This window comes from Mesorhizobium kamtschaticum (genome assembly GCF_056174585.1).
The window spans coordinates 17,341-42,775 of the sequence record NZ_JBWBWI020000003.1 but is presented as its reverse complement, the minus strand read 5'-3'; the positions used below and the strand labels follow the sequence as shown (position 1 = coordinate 42,775).

The 25,435-nt window shown below is 58.8% G+C and carries 15 protein-coding genes and 10 pseudogenes; 16 read left to right on the top strand and 9 right to left on the bottom strand.

The genetic code is table 11. The features are described 5' to 3' along the window. Nucleotides 1-35: 35 nt before the first annotated feature. Complete coding sequence (locus AC0V7N_RS39300) at nucleotides 36-263, bottom strand: LysR family transcriptional regulator (RefSeq protein ID WP_496628611.1); 228 nt, start codon at nucleotides 261-263, stop codon at nucleotides 36-38. A gap of 157 nt (nucleotides 264-420) precedes the next feature. Then, nucleotides 421-2,072: pseudogene (locus AC0V7N_RS39295) on the bottom strand (ABC transporter substrate-binding protein). Nucleotides 2,073-2,424: 352 nt separating this feature from the next. On the opposite strand from AC0V7N_RS39295, the gene AC0V7N_RS39290 reads away from it, so the two are divergent. Next, nucleotides 2,425-3,333, top strand: coding sequence for a LysR substrate-binding domain-containing protein (locus AC0V7N_RS39290; RefSeq protein WP_496628610.1), 909 nt, complete (start codon nucleotides 2,425-2,427; stop codon nucleotides 3,331-3,333). Nucleotides 3,334-3,351: 18 nt separating this feature from the next. On the opposite strand, the gene AC0V7N_RS39285 is transcribed toward AC0V7N_RS39290, so the two are convergent. The 3 genes from AC0V7N_RS39285 to AC0V7N_RS39275 all read right to left on the bottom strand — a co-directional run bounded on the left by AC0V7N_RS39285 (nucleotide 3,352) and on the right by AC0V7N_RS39275 (nucleotide 6,769). Further along, the gene (locus AC0V7N_RS39285; protein WP_496628609.1) at nucleotides 3,352-4,281 is read right to left on the bottom strand and encodes a helix-turn-helix domain-containing protein; all 930 of its coding nucleotides are present in this window, start codon (nucleotides 4,279-4,281) and stop codon (nucleotides 3,352-3,354) included. Between the two features lie 111 nt (nucleotides 4,282-4,392). After that, nucleotides 4,393-5,091, bottom strand: coding sequence for a cobalamin-dependent protein (locus tag AC0V7N_RS39280; protein WP_496628608.1), 699 nt, complete (start codon nucleotides 5,089-5,091; stop codon nucleotides 4,393-4,395). Nucleotides 5,092-5,227: 136 nt separating this feature from the next. After that, nucleotides 5,228-6,769, bottom strand: a complete 1,542-nt coding sequence (locus AC0V7N_RS39275; protein WP_496628607.1) for a trimethylamine methyltransferase family protein — start codon at nucleotides 6,767-6,769, stop codon at nucleotides 5,228-5,230. A gap of 285 nt (nucleotides 6,770-7,054) precedes the next feature. Here AC0V7N_RS39275 and AC0V7N_RS39270 point away from each other — a divergent pair. From AC0V7N_RS39270 to gfa, 11 genes and pseudogenes are all read left to right on the top strand, one after another. Beyond that, nucleotides 7,055-7,244 (top strand): annotated as a pseudogene (locus tag AC0V7N_RS39270) (IS3 family transposase); the annotation flags it as partial. A 416-nt stretch (nucleotides 7,245-7,660) separates the two neighbouring features. After that, a complete protein-coding gene (locus AC0V7N_RS39265; RefSeq protein WP_496628606.1) occupies nucleotides 7,661-8,596 on the top strand; it encodes an IS5 family transposase in 936 nt (311 codons plus the stop codon). 140 nt (nucleotides 8,597-8,736) lie between these two features. Beyond that, a pseudogene (locus tag AC0V7N_RS39260) lies at nucleotides 8,737-8,973 on the top strand (ISNCY family transposase); the annotation flags it as partial. 969 nt (nucleotides 8,974-9,942) lie between these two features. Next, complete coding sequence (locus AC0V7N_RS39255) at nucleotides 9,943-10,470, top strand: group II intron maturase-specific domain-containing protein (protein WP_496628605.1); 528 nt, start codon at nucleotides 9,943-9,945, stop codon at nucleotides 10,468-10,470. Between the two features lie 66 nt (nucleotides 10,471-10,536). Continuing rightward, nucleotides 10,537-11,569 (top strand): annotated as a pseudogene (locus AC0V7N_RS39250) (IS110 family RNA-guided transposase). A gap of 283 nt (nucleotides 11,570-11,852) precedes the next feature. Beyond that, nucleotides 11,853-12,119: pseudogene (locus AC0V7N_RS39245) on the top strand (ISNCY family transposase); the annotation flags it as partial. Nucleotides 12,120-12,215: 96 nt separating this feature from the next. Continuing rightward, a pseudogene (locus tag AC0V7N_RS39240) lies at nucleotides 12,216-12,383 on the top strand (IS21-like element helper ATPase IstB); the annotation flags it as partial. Between the two features lie 541 nt (nucleotides 12,384-12,924). Next, a complete protein-coding gene (locus AC0V7N_RS39235; RefSeq protein WP_496628718.1) occupies nucleotides 12,925-14,169 on the top strand; it encodes an FAD-dependent oxidoreductase in 1,245 nt (414 codons plus the stop codon). 24 nt (nucleotides 14,170-14,193) lie between these two features. Beyond that, nucleotides 14,194-15,075 carry a dihydrodipicolinate synthase family protein gene (locus AC0V7N_RS39230; RefSeq protein WP_496628604.1) on the top strand — a complete coding sequence of 294 codons (882 nt, stop codon included), beginning with the start codon at nucleotides 14,194-14,196 and terminating at the stop codon, nucleotides 15,073-15,075. 48 nt (nucleotides 15,076-15,123) lie between these two features. Continuing rightward, nucleotides 15,124-16,251: an S-(hydroxymethyl)glutathione dehydrogenase/class III alcohol dehydrogenase gene (locus AC0V7N_RS39225; RefSeq protein WP_496628603.1), complete on the top strand. Its 1,128-nt coding sequence runs from the start codon at nucleotides 15,124-15,126 to the stop codon at nucleotides 16,249-16,251. Nucleotides 16,252-16,318: 67 nt separating this feature from the next. Then, on the top strand, nucleotides 16,319-16,888 hold the full coding sequence (gfa, locus tag AC0V7N_RS39220; protein WP_496628602.1) for an S-(hydroxymethyl)glutathione synthase: 570 nt from the start codon (nucleotides 16,319-16,321) through the stop codon (nucleotides 16,886-16,888). A 260-nt stretch (nucleotides 16,889-17,148) separates the two neighbouring features. On the opposite strand, the pseudogene AC0V7N_RS39215 reads toward gfa, so the two are convergent. After that, a pseudogene (locus tag AC0V7N_RS39215) lies at nucleotides 17,149-17,436 on the bottom strand (IS1634 family transposase); the annotation flags it as partial. Nucleotides 17,437-17,532: 96 nt separating this feature from the next. Between AC0V7N_RS39215 and AC0V7N_RS39210 the strand changes: the two are divergent. Together AC0V7N_RS39210 and AC0V7N_RS39205 are read left to right on the top strand one after the other, a co-directional pair. Continuing rightward, nucleotides 17,533-18,479, top strand: a protein-coding gene (locus AC0V7N_RS39210) for an IS630 family transposase (protein WP_496628546.1) whose coding sequence is annotated in 2 segments (ribosomal slippage) — nucleotides 17,533-17,881 and nucleotides 17,881-18,479 — 948 coding nt in all. Because the reading frame shifts where the segments join, the coding sequence is not laid out codon by codon here. A gap of 129 nt (nucleotides 18,480-18,608) precedes the next feature. Beyond that, nucleotides 18,609-19,959, top strand: a pseudogene (locus AC0V7N_RS39205) (IS5 family transposase). Nucleotides 19,960-20,021: 62 nt separating this feature from the next. Here AC0V7N_RS39205 and AC0V7N_RS39200 read toward each other — a convergent pair. The 3 genes and pseudogenes from AC0V7N_RS39200 to AC0V7N_RS39190 form a co-directional block, all read right to left on the bottom strand. Beyond that, complete coding sequence (locus AC0V7N_RS39200; protein WP_496628600.1) at nucleotides 20,022-20,171, bottom strand: hypothetical protein; 150 nt, start codon at nucleotides 20,169-20,171, stop codon at nucleotides 20,022-20,024. 301 nt (nucleotides 20,172-20,472) lie between these two features. After that, nucleotides 20,473-21,752, bottom strand: a pseudogene (gene tnpC / locus AC0V7N_RS39195) (IS66 family transposase). Between the two features lie 146 nt (nucleotides 21,753-21,898). Then, nucleotides 21,899-22,840, bottom strand: a complete 942-nt coding sequence (locus tag AC0V7N_RS39190; RefSeq protein WP_496628599.1) for an IS110 family RNA-guided transposase — start codon at nucleotides 22,838-22,840, stop codon at nucleotides 21,899-21,901. A gap of 201 nt (nucleotides 22,841-23,041) precedes the next feature. Here AC0V7N_RS39190 and AC0V7N_RS39185 point away from each other — a divergent pair. Both AC0V7N_RS39185 and AC0V7N_RS39180 read left to right on the top strand, forming a co-directional pair. After that, nucleotides 23,042-23,988, top strand: a protein-coding gene (locus AC0V7N_RS39185; RefSeq protein WP_496628598.1) for an IS630 family transposase whose coding sequence is annotated in 2 segments (ribosomal slippage) — nucleotides 23,042-23,390 and nucleotides 23,390-23,988 — 948 coding nt in all. Because the reading frame shifts where the segments join, the coding sequence is not laid out codon by codon here. Between the two features lie 199 nt (nucleotides 23,989-24,187). Further along, nucleotides 24,188-24,922: pseudogene (locus AC0V7N_RS39180) on the top strand (IS5 family transposase). The last annotated feature ends 513 nt before the right edge of the window (nucleotides 24,923-25,435 follow it).

Here is a 25,435-nt window from a genome sequence, read left to right as displayed (position 1 = left end):
GCGCTGTACCGCAAGCTTGGCGGCCATTGCTTGGGCTAGCGGTTGCGCATGTCGATCTGACGGACGCCGTAACTTAATTTCTCAAGCCCAGCATCAACGTATTGGAAGAGAAGTTTGGCCTCTCTATTGGGGAGAAGTGATCTTTGTTTTCGCTCAAAGAGCGGGACTTGAAGCATATTCTCGAGTTGCTTTATAGACTGCCCAACGGCCTGGGGGCTAACCAGAAGCTCGCGTGCGGCGTTCACCAAGCTGCCATACTTCATGACAGCCCAGAACGTTCGGAGGGTGTTTAGGGGCGGGAGATGTGACATATCGGTCCGATCGGCGACCCCGCTTTTGGTCGGAAACGGGTGGTGATGTGGCGTGTCAGCCTCTTTAAGCAGGGGGCCTCATTGGCCCCCTGCTCCCTCAATGCTGCTATCAGGCGGCGTCGTCCAACCACGCTTTTCCAAGATCGATATCGAAAGTGGGATGCATGGAGTAGTTTTTGACCTTTTTTGTGGAATGGCGAAACACCGACAACCAGAACGGTTGGACTAGTATCCCTGAATCCTGCAAGATCGTCTCCAGGTCCTTCATGATTGCCTTACGCTTATCCGGATCGGGCACCGCCAAGGCCGCGTCCAGTTTCTCGTCGAACTGCGGATTAGAAAAGGACGTTTCGTTCCACGCGGCACCGCTTCGGTAAGCGAGCTCCAATACCTGGACGCCCAAAGGTCGATGGTTCCAGTTTGTTGCCGACATGGGATACTTTGACCAGTCGTTATAGAAGGTGCTTGCCGGCAGGACGGTCCGCTTCACCTTAAACCCCGCCTCCCGGAACTGTGCGGCGATCGCATCGCCAGCGTCCTTGATCCAGTCCGCATCAGGACTGATTATCTCGTGCTGAAAATCCATCTGGCCGGCTTCGGTCATCAGGCGCTTTGCGGCCTTGATATCACGCTTCTTTTCGGGAAGAGGATAAAACTCCGGATGCAGCGGAGCGACGTGATAATTCGCGCCAACGGTGCCGAGGCCGTTGTATGCAAGCTGCAGCACAGCGTTGTTATCGACGGCGAGTTGCAGAGCGTTGCGTACGCGCTGATCATCATAGGGTTTATTTGTAACTTTTGTACGGCATATAACGGTCGTGGCAGTCTTGGCTTCGGATGTCGTCAAGCCGATGCCCTCATAATCCTTGATCTGAGCGGGATAGGTTTGATAGTTCGCATCAACCTCGCCTGACTCAAATGCGCTCGCAATCGTCGACGGGTCGGTCCCGTAGTCGATCAAATGAACTTCGTCCAAGAAGACCTCGCCGCCCCACCACTTTCCGTCTGCCCGACGCTTGAACACTGCACTTTGACCAACGTCCCATGAAACCAGCTCGAACGGGCCTGTGCCGACAGGGCGCGTTTTAATCTCGGACCCGTTCTTTTCAAAATCCCGATGTACGATCAGCCCGGGATAATCCGTGAACCCGGCGATGATGGTGATATCGGGCTTCGGCAACGAGAGTTTGACTGAGTAGTCGTCGACCTTGGTGATCGCGCCGTCCCTAGCCTTCCCTGTTTTGTCATCGATGAGACGCCCCATTCGGCCGGCCATAGAATTTCCCGGCACGTCCTTTTCGCACCAGCGCTTCAGGTTGAACACGACGTCATCGGCAGTAAAATCGTCGCCATTGTTCCATTTCACGCCCTTTCGGACGTGCAGAACGTATTCAGTCGCAGTGTCATTGACTTCCCAGCTCTCCAAGAGAGCCGGCTCGAAGGTGAATTCCTTCGTATATTTAACCAACGGCTCAAGGAATTGGCGAAGGACGTTCCCGAGTTCGGGCGAGTCAGACACGCGAGGATCCTTCGAGCCGTAGATCAGCATCGCGACTCTCAACTTCCCGCCCTTTTTGCCGCCTCGTCGGCGCGAGCTGACGGCACGGCGCCGAGCATCGAATACGCCACGGCTGTAGACGCGCCGAAGATTGAAGCGAGCGCGAGGAACTCACGCCTATCCATTTTCCCCAGTTTTGTCTCTTCCGCGAGACGTTCCAGGGACTCGGGCAGCGCCTTGCCCTTTCTATTGAAGAATTTCATCCTAACCTCCGAGTGACTTGGTTGGTGATTGAACCACCTTAAACCGCAATGGCGGAGCAAGTGATTTCCGGGTCTCCCTTATAGGGGTCCGCGAATACACCCCGGTATCTCGCGGACACTCCCGCAGCTTAGGGTTGGATTTCAGCCGGCTGTAGGTGGAAAAGGATGTGGTCTGATATAAGTGGGCTCTATATCGGAGATTCTCTCAAGGTACAAAAGCCTGCTTTTCGCGCGAATCCGCGCAATGTGCACCAATGACTGGCTGCGCTGGGGATGAGCGCCGCTATCAGAGCGCAAGCCGTCTTCCAACAGATAATAGCCATTTAAGGCTTTGTTGATATACACTGATCTGATGTCGAAGCTGCGCTCCCTTGTGCCGTCTACCCATTCGCTGTTTGTCTTTGAGGCTGCGGCCCGCACGCTTAGTTTCAAGCGCGCGGCAATGGAATTGAACGTCACCCAGCCAAGCGTCTCGTTGGCGATCAAGACGTTGGAAAATCACTGTAGGGTGGTCCTGTTCAAAAGGGATAACCGCGGCGTCCGACTAACTGAAGCCGGGGTAGTGCTTTACGACGAAGTGCGTTCCGGATTTCGACGCATCGAGCAGGCCCTTGAGAACATTTCAGAAAAAGGCACGAAGTACTTGAGCTTTGCGGCATCGACGACCCTAGCAGCGCATTGGCTAGCTCCCCAAGTTTATCATTTTCAACAAATGCATCAGGATATCAGATTAAAGATCGTTGTGACGGACAGAGATGTCGAGCCCGATCAAGAGATCGATGTGACCATCTGGATACGGAAGCGAGATTTCGACCGCGCCAACACGTGGTTCATTAGCGACGAAGTGATCTTTCCCGTGTGCTCACCAGCCTACCTGGCCGCGCACCCTCAGTTGCACACGATCGAGGATCTTGTGCATCATCAGCTGATTCATTCTTCCGACGCTCATCGCAGACGTATGGGCTGGTCCGAATGGATCGAACTTGCCGGGGGAGATGCAAGCGAAATCCGTAGGGATATCGTTTTCACTGATTATCAGCTCGCTTTCCAGGCGGCACTGCTTGGCGAAGGCGTGGCGCTCGGCTGGTCTTTCACAAATCACTTCCACCTGGATAACGGTAGCCTCATCCGGCCATTGCCACATCAAATCGAGACAGGACGAGCGTTTTTCCTGGTCGCCAATGATCGGATCGGCGAGAGCGAAAAGACCAAGAAACTGCTCGACTGGGTTCTCACTCAGTCCAAGATGCATCGGTCATAGGCGCCTCACCGGCCGATCTCATCGGCAATGACTAGGAGCGACACCAAACATATCTCGGAAGCATTTGGAAAAATGGGACGCCGACACAAAGCCGCAGGCGATGGCGATTTCGGTGAGACTTAGGTTTGTTCCTTCTACCAAACGCCGCGCATGTTCAACTCTTAGGCTTCTATAATACTTTGCCGGAGAGGTTTGAATCTGTTCCATGAACAGCCGTTCGAGATGGCGAGTGGAAACATTGCATAGCTTGGAAAGCTTCGACAATGCCAAAGGAAACTCGATGTTATCTTCCATCAGTTGGAGCGCTGCAGCCAGTTTTGGGCTAGCTCCTGGGAGCGCGAGACCGGCTAAGCTTGTTTGACGGTCCCGACCGGACCGTCGGGTAACTGCGGTTGCATAGCGGCAGACCTCTTTGCACACGTCAGCGCTGACGTGCCGGCTCATCAACTCCAGGGCAAAGTCAAACGTGGCGAGTTCGCCGGCACACGTAGAAAATTGCTCGCCCTTCACGAACAAGGCATTGCAAATGTTGGCTTCCTTGAACGTCTCTGAAAACGCCGCCATTTGCGACCAGTGAAGGGTGCAGCAGGTATCGTCGAGGAGGCCGGCTTTCGCGAGAAGCCACGTTGCCGTTCCGATAGCTGTGATTTGCATGTTCTGGCGAGCCACACTACGCAAAATGGGCATTATTTGCGGCAGTTTAAGCGGATCCAACGACTGGCCTGCAACGATGACAAGGTGGTCTACTGTCTGGTCGCGGTTGAAGCTAGATAGGTCCCCTGCCGCCTCAATGGATAGCCCGCTGGCGCTCGTAACGGACCCTCCGTCCAGGCTGATCACTTTCCAGCGAAAGACCTCATGTGTTGTCAATGAGTTGGCAACACATAACGGCTCTATGAAAGCGCCGAGAGCCAGATGCGAGAATCCAGGAAGGATAAGGACTGCCAAGGTATGGCGCGTATAGCATAGAGCGTCGACGGAGAGTGCCCCGGCGTTCATATACCTACTAGTAGAATGAAAATTCATCTCGTGAACTATCGGTGAGGGGATTGAGATGAATCAGTGATCTGTTCGGGCATTATGCCTGCGCTTCATGAAGTCTTTCGCCGTTTCGACGGCGACGGCGGCATCACGGCAGTAGGCATCTGCACCGACGGCCTTGCCAAACTCCTCGTTCAGTGGCGCCCCGCCAACAAGAACGACGTAGTCGTCGCGAATGCCCTTTTCCTTCAATGTATCGATGACGACTTTCATATAAGGCATGGTTGTGGTCAGCAGGGCCGACATGCCAATAATATCGGGTTGGTGCTGTTCCATCGCTGCGATGAACTTATCAACTGAAATGTTGATGCCAAGGTCGATAATGTCGAAACCCGCACCTTCCATCATCATGCCGACGAGGTTCTTTCCGATGTCGTGGATATCGCCCTTGACGGTGCCGATGACCATCTTGCCCTGCTTAGGCGCTCCCGTGGCAGCGAGCAGGGGACGCAGGATGAACATGCCGGCTTTCATCGCATTGGCCGATAGGAGGACCTCTGGCACGAATAGGATGCCGTCGCGAAAATCCTCGCCGACGATGCGCATGCCTTCGACCAGCGCCTCGGTGAGCACCTTGTAAGGCACCCAACCACGCTCGAGCAGGATGTTGGTGGCTTCCTCGATCTCTTCCTTCAACCCATCATAGAGATCGTCGTGCATCTGCTGCACCAACTCGTCATCGGAAAGTTCCGAAAGTAGGATTTCCTCGTCAGACATACTATCACCTGTGAATGGACACTATTCTTTTCCGCGGGCACCCTGACTTGGGTGCCCGCACCGCGGCGCCTGGAGGCTTGGGAGATCAAAACAGGCGTTCAAAAAAAGGCCGGATGCCCGGCTGTTCAGGGCCGTCTCAAGCCAGGCTTGGCGATATTTCTCGTTGGCGCTTTTCGACAAATGCGTCCAACTCTTCGCGCACGGCCACGTCGAGCGGTGGCAGTTCGTAGCTCTCCAGCAGCGACTTTGCCTTCTCCCTACAGCGTTGGCCCATGTCTTTTGAGCCTTTGGCCTTCCACTGCTCGTAACTTAAATAGTCAAGGATTTCCGGAGAAATGAAAGCGTCCTTGAATCGCTTGAGGGTGAAAGCATCGCCGAGGTAGTGTCCTCCCGGACCAATTCGGCGAACCGCTTCCAAAGCGTCATCAAAATGTTCGAATGAGATTCCCTGAGCGTATTTCGCTATCAGCAGGTTCTGCTCGGCGTCAGCCACAAACTTGGCCAAGCAACACACCAACCCAGCTTCGTCCCAACCACCCGCATGTAAGAAGAGGTTGGACTTCGCAGTGGCACCGGACATATATGCAATGGCCGATTCATAGCCCGACTGAGGATCGAATGTCTTCGAGGAGGACTGCGAAGCCGTCGTTCTCCACGGGATGCCGTAACGCCTTGCCAGTTGGCCAATCAGCACATTCAGGAGCGAAACTTCAGGCATGCCGGACATCGGCGCCCCGCTTCGCATAGAGACCGAGACGGAATACTGCCCATAAATCATTTTTGTACCGGGTACGGCGAGCTGCGTATAAGCCAATGCTGCTAGCGCCTCGGCATTAACTTGAGCGACCGTTGCCGCAACATCCGCAGGCGTGTTGGCCGCTCCGAGCACAAAAGGAGAGAGCAAGACAACCTGGTTCGCCTCTGCATACACTCGGAGGCCTTCAAGCATCGTCGCGTCCCAAACGAGGGGCGAGTTGCCCGATATCTGCCCGATGATGACGGCGTTGGACTTCATGAACTCTTCGCCAAACGCGATACGAGCCATGGCAATCGAGTCCTCAGCTCGTTCTTGGCCAGTGGTCAGGCCAAAGTAGGGCAGATTGGTTTCAACCAGACTCGAGCGATTGATGTGCAGATGGCGCCAAGGCACAGCGATGTCGGTAGGTTCGCATGTAAAGCCACCGGCTACGTGAAACCCCGGTAGCATTTGCGTTAGCCGGTTCACATCTCGAAGGTCTTCCATGGTAGAGGACCTTCTGACGCCATTGATGTCCCGGACGTTTGGGGCACCCTGCATGGTTCCAAAGGTCAATGTCTCCGGAGAGATGATCACGCGCTGATTGGGATCGCGCGAACGCAGCTCGAAGCTACGGGGCGCCTTGGCAATGAGGCCCATAATCATATCTGGCTCAAGATGGACCCGCTCACCTCGGACATCGGCACCCGCTTCGCGCCACTGCCGCAGTGCAGTTTCATCCCGGAAATCAATGCCGATTTCGAGCAGGATAGCCATGGATGCTTGGTGAATGCGCTCTAGCTGGTCGGCACTAACCGCTTCAACTGGCTTAATACCGTAGTTGATCGTTGAAAGCCGTGGAGTCTTCTCGGCTTCACGGGCAGCCAGGAGTGATGTGCGCCCACCGCGGCGGCGCGTGGCAGGGGAGTCGATTGCTGACATGATAGATTCCTGCTTTTCTATTTCCATTCGGTCAACCACAGCGGCTCAAAACTGACCTTGGATCACTCCCAATAATAGGCCCTCCCTTTCTGAGGGAAATCCGGAAAAGATGCGGGCTGCGATAAGGCTGACTTATATCAGTGTTCCGGCTAGAGCATGGCGCGCTAAGGGTGACGAACCGCATAACACGCGTACCTCAAATTCGAGTTGCCCCACGACGGCCCGTCTGTCCTCTGTCAGGGAAGGTCCTAGCGTCGCGGCATCAAGGACATCTGCGCCATATGAGTTCGTTACGGATACCGGCGCGGGCACGTTATGCTGACGCTAACGCGCGAGGGCTGGGACATCAAAATGAAGCGAACCTAGCGAATTTATAGGGATTTGGGCCCTGCAGCTCACGAACAAGACGGTGAAGCGGCCCGTGAAGGCGAGCCTGCGGGAAGGCCGGGAGGAAGCCGTCGGCCCGAACGACGTCGGGGCTTCGTACGTAACGATCAGCTCTCGGGCTGTGTACTGGCTGCATCTGTCCGAAGCCGTGTCGACCAAGGCTCCGAGTTCGGCTCCTGCGACCTCGACCTATGGGCCCATGCGAAAGGTGGGAATCGACGTGCAAAAATTAACCCCATAATAGAGTGCGCCCCATGGGGCGAACAGATTAGGATTTCGGGATTGACCCAGTCAGGCGGGCTTTCGGAAAGAAGACCATGGCAAGATATCGTACCCACAGCATCGAGTTTAAGCGGCAGGTCGTGCAGGAATACCTTGCAGGCGAGACGCTGCACGGACTGTTCAAGCGTCACGACATTCAGCGACATCTGATCCGTGTCTGGGTCCGCAAATATGGAGACCTGTGCGCGGGTGTCTGGACCGGCGGGCCATTGATGGAATCGTATGGGACGTCGGCGCATTGGTCAGGAAAAGTTCGGTTTTGCCGCTGATCGCGGTCAGCATTCGTCTTTGGACGCGCTTGCCAGACTGATTGACTGGGTGGCGATCGAGCGCCATCTGGCCGTTATTTCCTGCGCGGCCAAGGGCGAGCCCGCCTGGCCGCCACTTGCGTTGTTCAAGGCGATGCTGCTGTCGATCTTGTACGACCTGTCCGACGTGAAGCTTGCCGAAGCGTTGGCGGATAGAGGATCCTTCCGGTGGTTCTGCGGGTTCTCGGTATCCGAGGCGACGCCGGAGCGAACGGCGTTCGTGCGTTTTCGAAAGGCTCTTGTGTCCCATAGCCTGGACAAGGCCCTATTCGACGCGATCACCCGCCAGCTCAAGGCCAAGGCGATCCGGGTCAAGACCGGCACGCTCGTCGATGCAACGATCATTGCGTCGGCCAGCGAAGACGACGATGAGGGGCATTGGGTCAAGCACAAGGGCCGTCCCGCTGTTCATGGCTTCAAAGCGCATTTGGGTGCCGACGCCGATACGGCTCTGGTCGAGGAGATCGCCGTTACGCCCGCCAACATCAATGACGGCAAGGCCGGTCCTGATGCGCTTCCCGAAGATCCGGGTGAGGTGTTTGCCGACAGTGCCTATCGAGGCAATCATTTCGGCGACGCCGTGCGCGCCAAGGGTGGGACGCCACGCATCGTCGCCACCGGTATGTGGGGACGGGACGAAGGTGAAACACTGGCGCGCCTTGAGGCCTGGAACCAACCGATCCACCGCATTCGTGGTCGGATCGAGAAGATCTTCGGCACATGGAAGCGGAGCTACGGCCTTCGCCGAATGCGATGGCGAGGGCTTGCAAAGGCAGGCGTTCAAATTCGCCTCACTGCCATCGCCTACAATATGAAACGCAGTTTGAAGGTCATCACTATGGCTGGATAGCGGCCAAAAATGCCACTGGCGCTCCCTTGGGAGCGTCACAAGCCACAGCCGGCAACATCGGTGCTGCTATCTACAAAATCAAACAAAATCAACGCAAAATGCGTCCTGCGCACAGGTCTCATTATTATAAAGCTATCAGGGAACCGGCCTTTCACTTGGAGGATTCCGCCTCGTTCCGGGCTTTTGCCCGGCTGCCATGGGGGTGGAGCCCAAAGAAATCAGTCCTGCACAAGACGATCAGCGCGATCCGGGCGCCGACCTGGGAGGAGATCAACAAAGTACTGCTGGCAAGCGCCAGGCGAGAGAAGCTGGAAAGCGGCAAGGTCGTGCGCGTGGACAGCACCGTCACCGCCGCACTCGTCCACGAGCCGATCGACAGATTGGTATTCGGCTTGAGCCCTCATCTTTGGCAATGATGCATGGGGAGGTGCTGCGCTTCGAGCTGATGGTAGAACGTGGTCTGTGACACAGCCACAAGCATCAGGAAAGGAAGCGCAGCATGAAACATTATGCCGGATTGGACGGTGCGCCGTGGCGGCGCGGGAGGTGAACATGGAATAGCCACCTCTCAAGCTTGCTGATTTTCGACCGGCGGCTGCAATGCCGCCCCGCCTGCAGGAGCAGCGGGCGGAAGGGGGCCGAGAAGCTCGACCGGGCGTCGCCGGTTGGGTGTCATAAGCAGATCGGCCTGAACTGTACCGGGTGTGGACCATCGACCGCAGGCCGGGCTACCGCAGTGTCTATGGCGAGATAACGAAGTGAGCGCCGGAAGCCTCGGATTCAACCAGTAACGCCTCCAAATCGTGCGATGGCATGGGAGGTAAGAAGCGATCAGACGCGGTGGGGCTCGTCTATCTCCGCTGCGGGGCGCGTCGAACGCGCCCAAGACGGGGGAGGCTCTCATGGCCCTGTCTTCCGCATCGCCTGGGGTAAAGCTCACCGCCTACGGACATCAAGGTTGGAAATCGGAACACGGGAACTTGGACTGTCTGCCGAGCATGGAACTCGGCTAGCCGCGACGGCCGGAGATGGACGGCACCAAGGGCGGAGCTTCAGTCGGAGCGCGGGAAAGCCGTGCACAGGGCGAAGGGAAGCAGGAAGACGGTAAACCTGCATGACGGAGGAGTGATCTATGGACATGGATCATCAGGCCGACGAGGCCTGGGTACTCGGCGCTCAGCGCAAACTTTACCAGTGGAGTAAGGCAAATCCCGAAGACGCGTGGCGGGACATGTGGGGTTGGGTCACCAATCTCCGCGTGCTGCGTCACGCCTGGCAACGCGTAGCCTCCACGGGAGGATGCCATCGCGGAGAAGACCGCGCTGGCGGCCTACCTGCGTCAGACCATGGGCCTTGAGTTGTCGCCGGAAAAGACGAAGGTCACAGCCATGACGGAGGGGTTCGAATTCCTCGGATTCCGCTTCAGCATGCATTGGGACAAGCGCTACGGCTATGGCCCGCGCATTGAGATTCCCAAAGCAAAGGCTGCCAACCTGCGTCGAAAGGTCAAGGCACGTACGGGAACGAGTTCTGCCCCGTGCACCCTGACCTCCAAGCTTCAGGAGCTCAATCCCATGCTGCGTGGGTGGGCGAACTACTACCGCCACTGCGCTTATGCCGGTCGGATGTTCACCAGTCTCGACTGGTACGTCGGCATGCGGATAGCGCGGTGGCTGCATAGGAAACGCCCCAAGGCGGGGTTGCGTGACATCTGGGCCTCATGCCAGCCCAGTAGTCGGCGGCCAACGAGACGGCTTTGGCGCGAGGGAATGGTCGAGCAACATATGCTCGCCTGGACCCCCGTCTACCGCTTCCGTCTCGCATGGATGGTGATGCCTGACTTTGCCATGTCTTCTGGAGAGCCGAGTGCGTAACGAAAGGCGCATGCTCGGTTCGGGGAGAGGCGGGAAGAAACCGGCCGCTGAAAAGCGGCGCGGCGCTTGCCGCCTACTCTACTCTCGGTGAAAGAGACCGCCATTTGCATCGTCGACGAAACGGGCACGGTTTGCCGGGAGATGAAGGTGCCGAGCCATCCAGAGGATCTTGCGCGGGGGCTCAAGGATCCTGCCTGGAACTTTGAGCGGATCGGTCTTGAAGCCGGACCGTTGTCGCAATGGCTGTTCGAGGGTCTTGCCAAAGTCGGCTTGCCGGTGATCTGCATCGAGACGCGTCACACCAAGGCATTCCTGAAAGCCCAGCCGAACAAGACCGACCGCAATGATGCGCGCGGCATCGCGCAGATGATGCGGGTCAATCTGTTCCGCCCGGTGCATGTGAAGACCCCGACAAGCCAGAAGCGCCGGGCCTTGCTGACGGCGCGCAAGCTCTTACAGGAAAAGGCGATTGCCATCGAGAACGACATCCGCGGGCTGCTGCGCAACTTCGGGCTGAAGGTTGGCGCGGTCAGCGCGGTCAAATTCGAGCAGCGCATCCGCGAGCTCACCGAAGGCATGCCCGATCTGGCCGAGATCGTCGAACCGCTTCTCGATGCGCGCAGCAAGCTGCGTCAGCACTTTGCCACCCTCCACCGCAAGCTTCTGGCGATTGTCCGGGATGACGCGGTTTGCCGCCGGCTGATGTCGATCCCCGGTGTCGGCCCAGTCGTGTCGCTGGCCTACACCGCGACGATCGACATTCCGGCCCGCTTCCGCAATTCGAAAGCGATCGGGCCGATTTTGGGCCTGACGCCGGTGCTCCATGAGTCGGGCGAAAGCCGCCGTGTCGGCCGCATCTCGCTGTGCGGTGATGGCATGATGCGAACGCTGCTTTAATGAAGCCGCGAAGACCCTGCTGACCAACGTGAAAAAATGGTCATGGCTGAAGGCCTGGGCGATGAACGTCGCCAAGCGACGCGGTCAGCAGAAAGCCATTGTCGCGCTCGCCCGCCGGCTGGCTGTGATCATGCATCGCCTCTGGAGTGATGGCACGCAGTTCCGCTGGACCAGGAAGGAAATCATGCCGGTCGCCGTCTGACCGGCCCCCATTGAGTTCGCACGGAGACAACAAGGTTCCACTCGCTGGTGGAAGGATGTCCTTCGCGGGACGAGGGCGAGGTGAGTTCGCCAGGCTGCTTGTTCCGATCGCATCATCGCGATCAGGACGCGCGACAGATTGTTCCACCTCGTTCTATGGATTCCCCATACTGGGAGGGCCCAAGGCGCCTATCCCGAAGAGAAGCAAGAGCCCGCGAAAGACATCGAATGCCGGTAAAGCGGAAAAGCTCGAAAGCGCTTGACTTCCACACGCCGAATAGAGAAGCAGCCTGTTATGGGACGCTGTGCGGGTGATGGTGCGGCTGTTGCGGCACGCGGATGCACTGGGCAGCGCCATCCCATGGCACGATCACTGCCACGCGGCGAAGAAGCGGTCCCGGGCGATCGAATATACCCGCGGTCGCCCGAAACGGGTGAAGCACTACCGCGAGCTGCTCAGGATCACACGCACCACCTTGGGGTATCTCCAGCAGGCGGCTGAGCAACCGACCCTGGCGGCGAGCCCGGCCGTTGAACTGTGGCAGGCCCAAGCACCGGCCGTCACCCTTCTCACCGGACGCGCTCCGCGTGCAGCATGAGTCACTCGCCGATTGTGCCGGCTACGACAGCCTCATGAGGGCAAATTGATGCAACGCACCCCGGTCTTGGAACTGATGGGGACGCTGAAGCTCTTCGGGATGCGCGGCGCCTATGACGAGGTCATGGCAACAGGTATCAAGCGCCAGCACGAGCCGCCGAGGAGCGTCGGCGATCTGCTGTCGGCCGAGATCACCGGCAAGCAGGCCCGCTCCATCCTTGCTACGTTTATCTTCACGCCAAATACACCGGGACTCGACAAAAATCATGCACCTTTGCTCTGAGTTCATGACGGGAAATGCATAGCGTTGCTAGTGACTGGTACTGATCGTCCATGAGGCTATGAATTCCCTGCCGACGATCGAACTTCCATGCGAAAAGCTTCTTCGTTTTTTCGCTCTGACCCATCCGCTCATTAGCGACCTTGGTGACGTTCAATTCCATTGCCGCGCGCGTGAAACAGAGGTTGTGGGCTGCAGCTTCGAATACAATAGGGAGTGTGTACAGAGGACCAAAGATCGGAGTCTTGCCATAAGGCGCACCTATATCAGACAGCTTCTTTTCGTTCTATGACCATTCTCAGCCCCGTGCTCTAGTCGCGCTTTCCAAATTTTCGGCGGAGTTTCGGTGCGAGCCAACCGCCACGAGCGTAGCGGGATCACTGTGACTTCATCGAACAAAAGGACCGTGGTGGAAGCTCCCAATCCAGAGCCCACAGTTTCGGGCTGGTATAATACTTCTGGGCCCGAATTGGATATCGTGCCACAGCGCGGCAACGCTTCTTGCGACTGCCTCGTGATCGGCGCGGGATGGATGGGCCTGCACGCTGCTCGCCGGTACGCTGAACTAAACCCTGAGTCCTCTGTTGTGCTGGTCGATGCCGGCCGTATTGGGGACAATGCATCCGGCCGATGCATGGGTTTTGTGATCGACTTGGCCCACAATCCACGCAAGCGCGATTTCCTGGAAGACATCAAGGGCAACAATGAAGAGCTCTTCGTCAACCTTGAGGGAATCGCATACATTCGCAGCGCAGTAGAAGAGCTTGGAGTCGATTGCGACTGGGACCCTCAAGGGAAATTTCATTCCGCAGCGACGGATCATGGGGTCAAGGACCTTAGAAAATTCGCGGGCGCGCTTGACAGGCTGGGGCAGAACTACAGCTGGATCGAGAAGCCCGAGATGCAAGCCATGACTGGTAGCAGGCACTATATCAAGGCGCTTCACCATCCCGGCACGATTCTTCTGCAGCCGGCCAAATATCTTAAGAACGCCACGCGTCAATTACCCGCCAATGTGACGGTTCATGAGAATACGCCGATCACAGCGGTGCAATTCGGTGACCCCAAACAGATCTGCGAAACGCCTAATGGCAAAATCTCAGCGGCAAAGGTCATTATCTGCGCGGCGGGCTATCTGACCAAATTCGGGTTTTTTGAGAACCGAGCAATACCGCTGTACACGTTCGCGAGCATGACCCGGCAACTCACCGAAAGCGAACTCGCCCAGGTCGGCAATCGGTACGCCTACGGGCTGATCCCGGCCAACAGCTTTGGCACCACAGTTCGGCGCACGCCGGACGGCCGGCTGTTCCTCAGAAACGTCTATGCCTATGCGACTGATTTCATCACATCGACGCAAGATGTCATGAGGGCTCGCGTCCAACAACAAATTGCATTCGATCGGCGCTGGCCCGGCCTTTCTTCCATGGGCTTCGAGGCCAGCTGGGGTGGCATGCTGACCCTCGCCCAGAACGGCGGCATGGTTTTCGGCGAGTTGACGAAGAATGTCTTCGGCGCGGCGTTCTGCAATGGAACAGGCGTGGCGCGAGGCGCGGCGTTCGGGAAGGCGGTAGCGGAGCTCGCGGCCGGCCAAACTTCGCCCGTGATAGACATCCTCCAGAGGAGGGCTGCCCCGAGCAAGCCCTACCCCAAGCTGATCACGGCACTGGGCGTTCGGTTCATGACTGCGTTACGCTTCAGGCAGGCGGGCGCAGAGGTCTAGGGCTTCAGCAAGGTAGAGACGAAGATGGCTGATCTCAGTGGGATAAATCTGGCGATGCAAACGCCGTTCGATGACAGCGGCGACTTGGATTATCGCACCTTCGAAGAACTCATTGAAAAATATGTTGATGCCGGCGTGCATGGTTTGGTCCTGGGCGCTGGGACAGGACAACATCCCTACCTGACCGAGGCAGAGTGCAACCGGCTCTACGAGATCGGAGCGAAGCGCATCGCGGGCCGTTGCAAAGTGATCTGCCAGACGTCAGCGCTAAACGTCGACGAGGTTCTCCGCCGCTCGCGGCACGCGGAATCGGTAGGAGCCGATGCGCTGATGATCCTTCCGCCCTATCTTGAAGGCCCTTCGGATGACGATGGCCTTTATGACTTCTACAAGGAAGTCGATGCGGCAGTCGGCGTCGACATCGTTGGATACAACATACCCCAGGCAACCGGCATAGCGGTTTCGCCCGGGCTGTTCGAACGCCTCGCTGGGCTTAAGAACTTCAATTACATCAAGGATAGTGCCGGAGACCTCACGGTCCATCAGGAATTTCTACAGACGAAAGGCGCGGTCCTCAACGGTTGCGATACGACAACACTGTATGCGCTTATGGCAGGCGCCAAGGGCGTTATCTGGGGTGCAGCCAACTATATGCCCCACGAAGCCGTGCGGCTTTACGACCTGGTGAGTGCCAAGAGATACGAGGACGCGCTGGCGCTTTGGCAATTGATGCTGCCGTCCCTGCTTTTCGTGTGGAGAGCTCCCTACGTGCCGTCGGTGTTGAAAGCCGCGCAGATCCGCGGCTACGGCACGGGGAACGTCCGCAAGCCACTGAGAAAACTCTCCACAGTCCAAGAGGCTTTGCTTCGCCGCTCCCTAGAGCCGTTGGCGGCTTGGCCCACCTAGGAGTCGGGCGACGTCCTCGCAAACGATTTTTTTGAGAGAGAATTTAGAATGAAAACCCGCGCCGCAGTCGCTGTCGCCGCTGGAAAGCCGCTGGAGATCATGGAGGTCGACCTCGACGGTCCACGCGAGGGCGAAGTGCTGGTCGAGATCAAGGCAACCGGCATCTGCCACACCGATGAGTTCACCCTTTCGGGCGCCGATCCGGAAGGCCTGTTTCCCGCCATCCTCGGCCATGAAGGCGCCGGTATCGTCGTCGATGTCGGCAAGGGCGTCACTTCGGTCAAGAAGGGCGACCATGTCATCCCGCTCTACACGCCGGAATGCCGCCAGTGCCCGTCCTGCCTGTCGAGGAAAACCAATCTGTGCACCGCCATCCGCGCCACGCAGGGGCAAGGCTTGATGCCGGACGGCTCGTCGCGCTTCTCGATCGGCAAGGACAAGATTTTTCACTATATGGGCTGCTCGACCTTCTCGAACTTCACCGTGCTGCCCGAGATCGCGGTCGCCAAGGTCAACCCGGACGCCCCCTTCGACAAGATCTGCTACATCGGCTGCGGCGTCACCACCGGCATCGGCGCCGTCATCAACACCGCCAAGGTCGAGCAAGGTGCCACGGCGGTGGTCTTCGGTCTCGGCGGCATCGGCCTCAACGTCATCCAGGGCCTGCGGCTTGCCGGAGCCGACATGATCATCGGCGTTGACCTCAACAACGACAAGAAGGCATGGGGCGAAAAGTTCGGCATGACGCATTTCGTCAATCCGAAGGAGATCGACGGCGATGTCGTGCCTCATCTCGTCAACATGACCAAGCGCGGCGCCGACCAGATCGGCGGCGCCGACTATACGTTCGACTGCACCGGCAACACCAAGGTGATGCGCCAGGCGCTGGAAGCCTCGCATCGCGGCTGGGGCAAATCGGTGGTCATCGGCGTTGCGGGTGCGGGCCAGGAGATCTCGACACGGCCGTTCCAGCTGGTCACCGGGCGAACCTGGATGGGCACCGCCTTCGGCGGCGCGCGCGGCCGCACCGATGTGCCAAAAATCGTCGACTGGTACATGGACGGCAAGATTCAGATCGACCCGATGATCACCCACACGCTGAAGCTCGAGGACATCAACAAGGGTTTCGACCTCATGCATGAGGGCAAGTCGATCCGAAGCGTCGTCGTTTACTGAGGAAGACCACAAGCCGCCGACCAACCGGCCTGCGACCTCTGTGGTTCACAAACGGGAGGAGAAAAGAATGCCGGAAAAACTGCATCCGAAAATCGACAATGGACTGCCGAAGGAGAGCGCAAGCTTTGCCGGCGGCACGCTGGTCTGCGCCTGCACCAGCAAACCGGTCAAGGTGAAGGTCAAGGGCCAGATCGCCCACAACCACGCCTGCGGCTGCACCAAATGCTGGAAGCCGGAAGGTGCCGTGTTCTCGGTGGTGGCCGTGGCCGGCACCGGCGACGTTACCGTCACCGAGAACGGCGACAAGCTCAAGGTGGTCGACCCCTCGGCGCTGATCCAGCGCCATGCCTGCACCGGCTGCGGCGTCCACATGCACGGACCGGTCGAGCGCGACCATCCGTTCAAGGGCTTGTCCTTCATTCACCCCGAGCGTTTCCAGGAGGATGGCTGGTCACCGCCAGGCTTCACCGCCTTTGTCTCGTCGATCATCGAATCCGGTGTCGATCCGAAGCGGATGGACGGCATCCGGGCGCAACTGAAGTCGATCGGGCTGGAGCCCTATGACTGCCTCAACCCCGGCCTGATGGATTACATCGCCACCTGGACGGCGAAGAAATCCGGCGCCTTGCCGGCATAGCGACCGATCAGATGATATCCATGGGGCCGGAAAAGATAACCGGCCCCATCTTTATTGGAATGAATGATGCCCGCACCCGCCATCTACGTCGACGCTGACGCCTGCCCGGACAAAGCCGAGGGGGCAGGTGAAGGACTGACTGCTCTGGTTTGCGGGCCGAGCGTGAGGCCCGACTTAAACACTGCCTGTAAGAATATGTCATTATGTCAGCATGTTAGGCGCGCGCCGGCGAGTGTTACCACTATATTTTGGGGGTGATCTCAGGCGAGTTGTTCGTCGAGGTTTGTGTGGCAGAGCGATGCCAGCTGCCTTGAATACAGTTGCCCACTTGGTCCTTGACGTGGGTTCTGGTGGTGACGATGCGCCCAACCTTTTCGATGGTGGCTTCCTGGAGGCGGTCGAGATCGCGGAGGAGCGGCTGCCATTCGGGGCGTCAGGCCTTTGGACCGGCAGAGGCGGCGCAGTTCCTTGCTGAGTACGAGCGCCAGGAACGAGCAGAACACATGCCCGCGGACGGCGGCATCGGATTGGTGGAAGATCGGCCGGGTAATTAGAGCATTTTCCGTGAACGCCGAGTCAGATTTGGGATTCACGCGGTGGCGGAAGTCTGTTTCATTTTCCCTGTGATTCGCAGGGAGATGACGATGACACGCAGCTTGAGTGCGGACCTTCGCGGTCGGGTGATTTTGGCGATATCGGAGGGTGTTTCGATGCGAGAGGCAGCACGCCGGTTCCGGATCGGGATTGCTACGGCGGGGAACTGGTATCGCCGCTATCGCGAGACGGGTGAGATGGCGGCACGCAAGCAGGGCCAACCGTCGCGCTCGAAGCTTGATCCTCACGAAGCCTTCATCCTCGGCCTGATCGAGGAGACGCCCGACATCACTCTGGCGGAGATTGCCGAGAGGCTGGCGGCCGGGCATGGCGTGCGCGTGGTTCCTTCGACGATCTGGATGTTTCTCGACAGGCGCTGCGTCACGTTTAAAAAAAGACGGCGCATGCCAGCGAACAACAGCGCCCCGACGTCAAGGCGCGCCGTTGCGCCTGGTTCGACGGCCAGCTCGATCTCGACCCCGAGAAGCTGATCTTCATTGATGAGACTGCCGCCTCCACCAAGATGGCGCGGCTGCGCGGGCGGGCCAAACGTGGCGAACGCTGCCGTGCGCCGGTTCCTCATGGTCATTGGAAGACCACGACCTTCACCGCTGGACTGCGGCTGAACGGCCTGACCGCACCGATGCTGCTCGACGGGCCGATGAACGGCGCCGCCTTCCTGGCCTATGCCGAACAGGTGCTCGCACCTGAACTTTCTCCCGGCGACATCGTCGTCATGGACAACCTGCCGGCTCACAAGATCACCGGCGTTCGCGAGGCCATCCAAAGGACCGGCGCACGGCTTCTGTTGCTGCCGCCCTATTCGCCCGACTTCAATCCGATCGAGATGGCGTTCTCGAAGCTCAAGGCCCTACTCAGAAAAGCAGCTGCCCGCTCCATCGATCAACTCTGGTCCGTCATCGCCGACTGCCTCGACGCCTTCAAACCGGCCGAATGCCGAAACTACTTCGAGGCAGCCGGATATGACCCGGTGTAAGTCGAATCTGCTCTAGTTCGCCCTGAAAAACTCTTGGACCTCTTGCTTTGCAGGGATTCCCATTGGGTTTGAAGTATTGGAGAATGCCGGAAACCACCTTCGATCCCGTCGTTTCCCGGTGTTTTTGCAATGCTTCCAGCCCGTCCGTCGTCCGGTAAGAATGATTTGTTCCGCGAGCGCCTCGATGCCATCATCAATCCGCGCCATCCGCTGGTCCGGTTGTCGGCATTGATGCCGTGGTCGCGCTTTGACGAAGCGTTTGGCGGGTTTTATCGCCCGGTCGGCAGGCCGGCCAAGCCGACGCGGCTGAAGTCGGTCTGCATTACCTCAAGCACGTCCACGACCTGTCCGACGAAGAAATGGTGGAGCGTTGGGTTGAGAACCCGTACTGGCAGTTTTTCTGCGGCTTCGAGTTCTTCCAGCACGAGCCGCCGATCGATGCCAGCACGATGACGCGCTGGCGCAAGCGGATCGGGCCCGAGGGGCTGGAGGAAATGCTGAAGGCAAGCGTCGACGTCGCACTCGAGACGGGGACTGCGAAGCCCGGTTCGCTGGAGCGGATCACCGTCGACACGACGGTGCAGCCGAAGGCGATCGCCCACCCCACCGACAGCCGGCTCTACCTCAAGGCAATCCAGATCCTGGTGCGTCAGGCCAAGCGGTACGGCATCATGCTCAGGCAGAGCCACCTGCGGCTGGCCAAGGCAGCGGCGGTACGGGCGGGTCGCTATGCGCATGCCCGGCAGTTCCGCCGGATGCGTCGCGAACTCAAGCGCCTTCGCACCTATCTCGGCCGGGTGTTCCGCGACGTCGGCCGCAAGATCGCCGGCAATGCCGAACTCGAGGCCAGATTTGCCCCGTTGCTCGGGCTCGTCGAGCGGCTCTTGGCGCAGAAGCCGAAGGACAGGAACAAGATCTACTCCCTGCACGCGCCCGAGGTGGTCTGCATCTCGAAGGGCAAAGCCCGCAACCCTTACGAATTCGGCTGCAAGGTCGGGATCGCGGCAACCAATCGCGAGGGCCTCGTGCTGGCGGCCAAGGCGTTCGAGGGTAATCCGTATGATGGCCACACGCTCGCAGCAACGGTCGATCAGGCGGTGGAGATCGGCGGCGTCGACCCAGACCGCATCTACGTCGACAAGGGCTATCGCGGCCACGACTATGCCGGCTCGGGATCGGTGATGATCGCCGGCCGCAAACGTGGCCTGACGGCCACCATGTGTCGGGAACTGAAACGACGATCGGCCATCGAGGCCACCATCGGTCACATGAAGACCGACGGCCGACTGGACCGCAACTTCCTCCTCGGCCATGATGGCGATGCGATCAATGCGCTGCTCGTCGCCGCAGGCCAAAATCTGCGCCTGATCCTCACGGTTCTCGCTCTTGGCTTGCCTGGTGCCTGCAAGCACTCCAGCCGAAAACGGCGAAATCGCATGCTTCCACCCGTCTTCACGCGTTCGGAATATCAACGCCTTAGCCGTTATTCAGGGCCGACTAATTACCCACCCCCTCGCCCCCGCGATGCGGCACGGTGCGTCGTCACTCGTCGTCGATGTCCGGGTACTGCGGGGGCGCCTTGCCGATCTTGCTGACGATCCTCGGGTAATTGGCATCGGGCTGCGTCTGCCCTGTTCCAATAGCTTCAACGTGGAAGCGCCACTCGTCACCGTAGTCGTACAAGAAGGTCATTGCCGAGCCCACTTTCCGGAAGGCTTTGGTGACGCGCGTGCCCTTTGACAGCCCTTCACGCTGCGAGAGCCGCTCCCCTCTATGTCGGCGAAGAGTTCGAACCGCAGGGGCGAGTCGAACAGCTCTCCCGTCAGCTTTGAATAGAAGCCGTAGGCGTGGTCCAAGTCGAAGCCAAATGCCGCTACGATGGCTTCCGCCAGATCCGCTAGCGTGCTCGAACTCGACACCTCGATGTCCCGATAAAGCCGTGCCCGAAGAGAGGCTCGGAAGATCAAGGTCGCGGGCTCAGTCATAGCGGATTTCAGGCGCTGACGGTTTGAAGGATGATTTTGAAGGGGTTCGTGCCTGGCGCGAGACGAGCCGTGTCGACGACGGTTCGAATGTCGGCTTCGCCCTGGGCGGCCCACATGGCGCGATAGCCGTTGGTGATCTTCCGTTGAACGACGGCGGGTCTGAGGGCGCGTTCGCAGGCGTTGTTCGTTGCGTCGACCATTCCTGGCCATTGGGCAAAGGTCAAAAGTTGATCGCGAGCTCGCCTGAACTTGTTTTGGATGTCGCGGGCCAGATCGCACGACGTTGTGGTGGCGAAGATATCGTCCAGACTTCGCTCCAGTGCGCGACGCTTGCCGGCGATGGTCGAGGCGGCGAAGGTTTCGATACCGTCGGCTAGGGCGAAGGCCCTTTGCAGCCAACGCTTGAGCCGTGAGGGCAGCATGTCCTCACTTGCCTCGTCCGCATAGGCGACGTCGCGGGCGAGATGCGCCAGGCAGGTCTGATGCGCATTTGCGTGACCTTGTTGGGCGGCATAGCGATCGGAACACCAGACGTCGGGCCGATGGCCGTCCATCAGGGTCCGGATCACGACGGCGCCGCGCGTTGGCGCCGCTTGATGAACAACCGCTTCGGCGCAGCGAAACACCCAGTGGTAGGCGTTGCTTCCTTCGATCCGCACGCCGGTCTCATCGGAGGCGATGACCTTGGCCCGGCGCAACGCCGCGACGGCCTTGTCGCACTCGGCCGCGAACGCGCCCTGCGCACGGCGCAACATGTTCATCAGTCCGCCCTGGCTAATGTTGAGACCGAAAAGGTTCGCGAACGCGCCCTGCAGCCGCTCGTAGGACAGGGCCTGGAAAGTCTTGAGATAGGTCGCTACGGCGTGCACGCGTGGCCCGAACGGCGTCCCCTTCGCCGCATCTGGCACAGCCGCGACGACCAGCGTGCCGCAGGACGGGCAACGGACTGCCAGACGCCGATGGCGCTCAATCAAAGGCTGGTCGCGGAAAGCTCAATCTTGTCGTGCTCGCTGACGGTTTCGGCAGCAAGATCGCTCGACAGGCTGGCGCGGCAGCAAAGGCATTGGTCGGGATGATGATCGATGATGCTCGGCATCTCACTCATGGCGCGGCTGTGACCTTCATGACCCGCCTTGGCGCCGCCAGGCTTTGCCCTGTCCCGACGCGCCTTGCGATCGCTCGAAGGTGGCTTGGACGACGTGCGCGATGTCTTCTCTGGCCGCTGCATCCGCAGCACCAGATCGATCAACTCTTCCTTCGTCAGACGCTGCAAATCAGTGCGATCCATATCCCCATAGATTCAGGGATTCTTGCCCCTGACAAGGGCGTGAGTAATTACTCTCAACGCGTCGTCCGGTCGATTCGACGATCAGCGGTCAATTAAATAGTGTCAAAAGGGCTTGACCGAAATCGCGCGATTAGTTTCCGTTGTGATCAAGCACGTTTTTCGACCCAGATGCGATCGGCTTTGACTAGCGCATTGGCGGTGACCAGGAGTTTGCGCATAACCGCGACTATAGCGATTTTGGCTGGTTTGCCCGATGCAATGAGGTGCTGATACTTTTCCCTGAGGTCAGGGTTAAAGCGGGCAGCGACGAGAGCGGGCATGTAGAGTGCGCGTCTAACGTTGGCCCTTCCACCCTGGATGAGGCTTCTGCCTTTCCATTGCCCTGATTGGCGGGCGACGGGAGCGAGTCCTGCCAGGGATGCGGCCTGTTTGTTATCAAGTGACCCAAGCTCTGGCATTATGGCGACCAACTGGTTGGCAGTGCGTGGGCCGAGGCCAGCTATGCTGGAGATAATTTCATGCCGGCGGGCAAGTTGCGGATCGGCCGCAATGCTTGCTGCGAGCTCGGCATCGAGAGCGGTTATATGCTGATCGATCTGATTGAGGCGTAGTTTGTGCTGACGCTTTAGAAGCGGAACCGTCAGGTTTTTCTCCTGGTTTTTAAGCGCGGTTCTGTCGCGCAACAGACCATCGCGGGCGCTGATAAGTTCGGCCAGCCTTGCCTGTTCGGGGTCTATAGCCGGGCGCACGGGCGGCTGCATTGTGCTAGCCATGCGGGCCAACATCGCTGCATCGATCCGATCGGACTTGGCCAAGGTTCCAGCTGCTTGAGCAAAGCGTCGCGCACGAGCGGGGTTGAGCTTGACGCAGGGCAGACCAGCCAGAGCTTGCTCAAGTTCCCGGTGGTAAGCACCAGTCGCCTCATATGCCACGCGTTCGACTGACCATCGCCCCAGCCATGCAATTAAGGCTTTATGGCCGCTGGCAGTATTGGCAAACTGCTGGTTGCTGCCTGCAGGATAGGCATGAGCATCGAGTGTTGCTTTGGAGATATCGATGCCGATGGTTTGTGGTAGGGTATCGCTCATCTTTTCCGCTGTCCTATTCTTGTCATCCGGGCCCAAACGCCCCGGTTTCCGTTCAGGCCTGATGGAAAAGAAAGGGGTGATCACACTAATCGACGATCCTCAACGACCTAGAGCATTTTCCGTGAACGCCGAGTCAGATTTGGGATTCACGCGGTGGCGGAAGTCTGTTTCATTTTCCCTGTGATTCGCAGGGAGATGACGATGACACGCAGCTTGAGTGCGGACCTTCGCGGTCGGGTGATTTTGGCGATATCGGAGGGTGTTTCGATGCGAGAGGCAGCACGCCGGTTCCGGATCGGGATTGCTACGGCGGGGAACTGGTATCGCCGCTATCGCGAGACGGGTGAGATGGCGGCACGCAAGCAGGGCCAACCGTCGCGCTCGAAGCTTGATCCTCACGAAGCCTTCATCCTCGGCCTGATCGAGGAGACGCCCGACATCACTCTGGCGGAGATTGCCGAGAGGCTGGCGGCCGGGCATGGCGTGCGCGTGGTTCCTTCGACGATCTGGATGTTTCTCGACAGGCGCTGCGTCACGTTTAAAAAAAGACGGCGCATGCCAGCGAACAACAGCGCCCCGACGTCAAGGCGCGCCGTCGCGCCTGGTTCGACGGCCAGCTCGATCTCGACCCCGAGAAGCTGATCTTCATTGATGAGACTGCCGCCTCCACCAAGATGGCGCGGCTGCGCGGGCGGGCCAAACGTGGCGAACGCTGCCGTGCGCCGGTTCCTCATGGTCATTGGAAGACCACGACCTTCACCGCTGGACTGCGGCTGAACGGCCTGACCGCACCGATGCTGCTCGACGGGCCGATGAACGGCGCCGCCTTCCTGGCCTATGCCGAACAGGTGCTCGCACCTGAACTTTCTCCCGGCGACATCGTCGTCATGGACAACCTGCCGGCTCACAAGATCACCGGCGTTCGCGAGGCCATCCAAAGGACCGGCGCACGGCTTCTGTTGCTGCCGCCCTATTCGCCCGACTTCAATCCGATCGAGATGGCGTTCTCGAAGCTCAAGGCCCTACTCAGAAAAGCAGCTGCCCGCTCCATCGATCAACTCTGGTCCGTCATCGCCGACTGCCTCGACGCCTTCAAACCGGCCGAATGCCGAAACTACTTCGAGGCAGCCGGATATGACCCGGTGTAAGTCGAATCTGCTCTAGACAGCTCCGATCCATCCCCTCCCGCCCGATCTGGGATGGCCATCCCAGATCGGGCATCTCTTATTGGACCAAACGGCCTGGAAAGTCATAAGACAAGACAACGGCATCGAGACTTAGGACCTATTAAAGTTCTTGCGGAGACGTCAAACGGCTGATTCATTGGCGGTGCGAGGAGGCGCTGCAATGAGTGATTTGATTTGGCTGTCGGAGGCGCAGATGCGGCGGATCGCGCCGCATTTCCCGCTGTCTCACGGTGTGCCGAGGGGCGATGATCGGCGGATCGTCAGCGGCATCATCTTTGTAACCAGGAACGGCCTGCGGTGGCGCGACGCGCCCAAAGAGTATGGTCCCCACAAGACGATCTACAACCGCTTCATCCGCTGGAGCGCCTCGGCGTATTCAACCGGATATTCGCTGAATTGGCGGCAAAAGGCGGCAAGCCCGATCAACTGAAGATCGACGCCACCCATTTGAAGGCACATCGAACGGCCGCCAGCCTGCTCAAAAAGGGGCTGTTCCCAGGGTGGTCTGAACTCCAAGCTACATGCTGTATGCGATGGCCTTGGCCGGCCGCTGATCATGCTGCTCAGCGAAGGGCAGATGAGCGACTACAAAGGCGCCGCGCTCATGATCGACGCTTTCCCGAAAGCCGCAGCCCTGCTCGGGGACAAAGGCTACGACGCCGACTGGTTCCGCACGGCCCTGCCCAATCGCGGCATAGCCGCCTGCATCCCGTCCAAAGCCAACCGCAACCTGCCGATCCCGCACGACACCGTGCTCTACAAAAGGCGCCACAAGATCGAGAACATGTTCGGCAGGCTCAAGGACTGGCGGCGCATCCACACCCGCTATGACCGGTGCGCCCACACCTTCATGTCCGCGATCTGCATCGCCGCAACCGTAATCTTCTGGCTCTGATCAATGAGTCCTGAGCCTAGAGTTCCAGCCAAAAACTCGACGAGAAGTGCGACGCTTACAAGAGCCCATACGCGATTGCGATCTTGATGATCGGCATCTCCGTCTGCTCGGACGCTCGGGTAAGCGGTTACTTCAAGGCTGGATGGCAACCCGGCGGCAGTTGTCGCATCTGTTCGCGACACATATCGGACTTCCGCCCGTACCCACCATCTCCGGATTAGGGTTGATCACTCGAAGCGCCTAATAAAGGGTTCCGATGCTAATCATTGACATTGCCATCGCTCGCGGCTTCATGCTTTTACAGATAGTGCGGTTTACCGTCTGTAGCTCGATGAGTGAGTGGCCAGTTCTCCCATGCCTTTTAAGGGCTGCGTCCGGCTTTCGGATCTGACATCACAAGGTCAAAGCCGTTGCGTGCGTTTGAACCTCGCTGCCTGTTGGTTTGTCTCGGATTGACCTGATGGGATGGACGGCCTCCGCTCCGGCATCGAAGTGCCATAGTGTAGCCGCCGC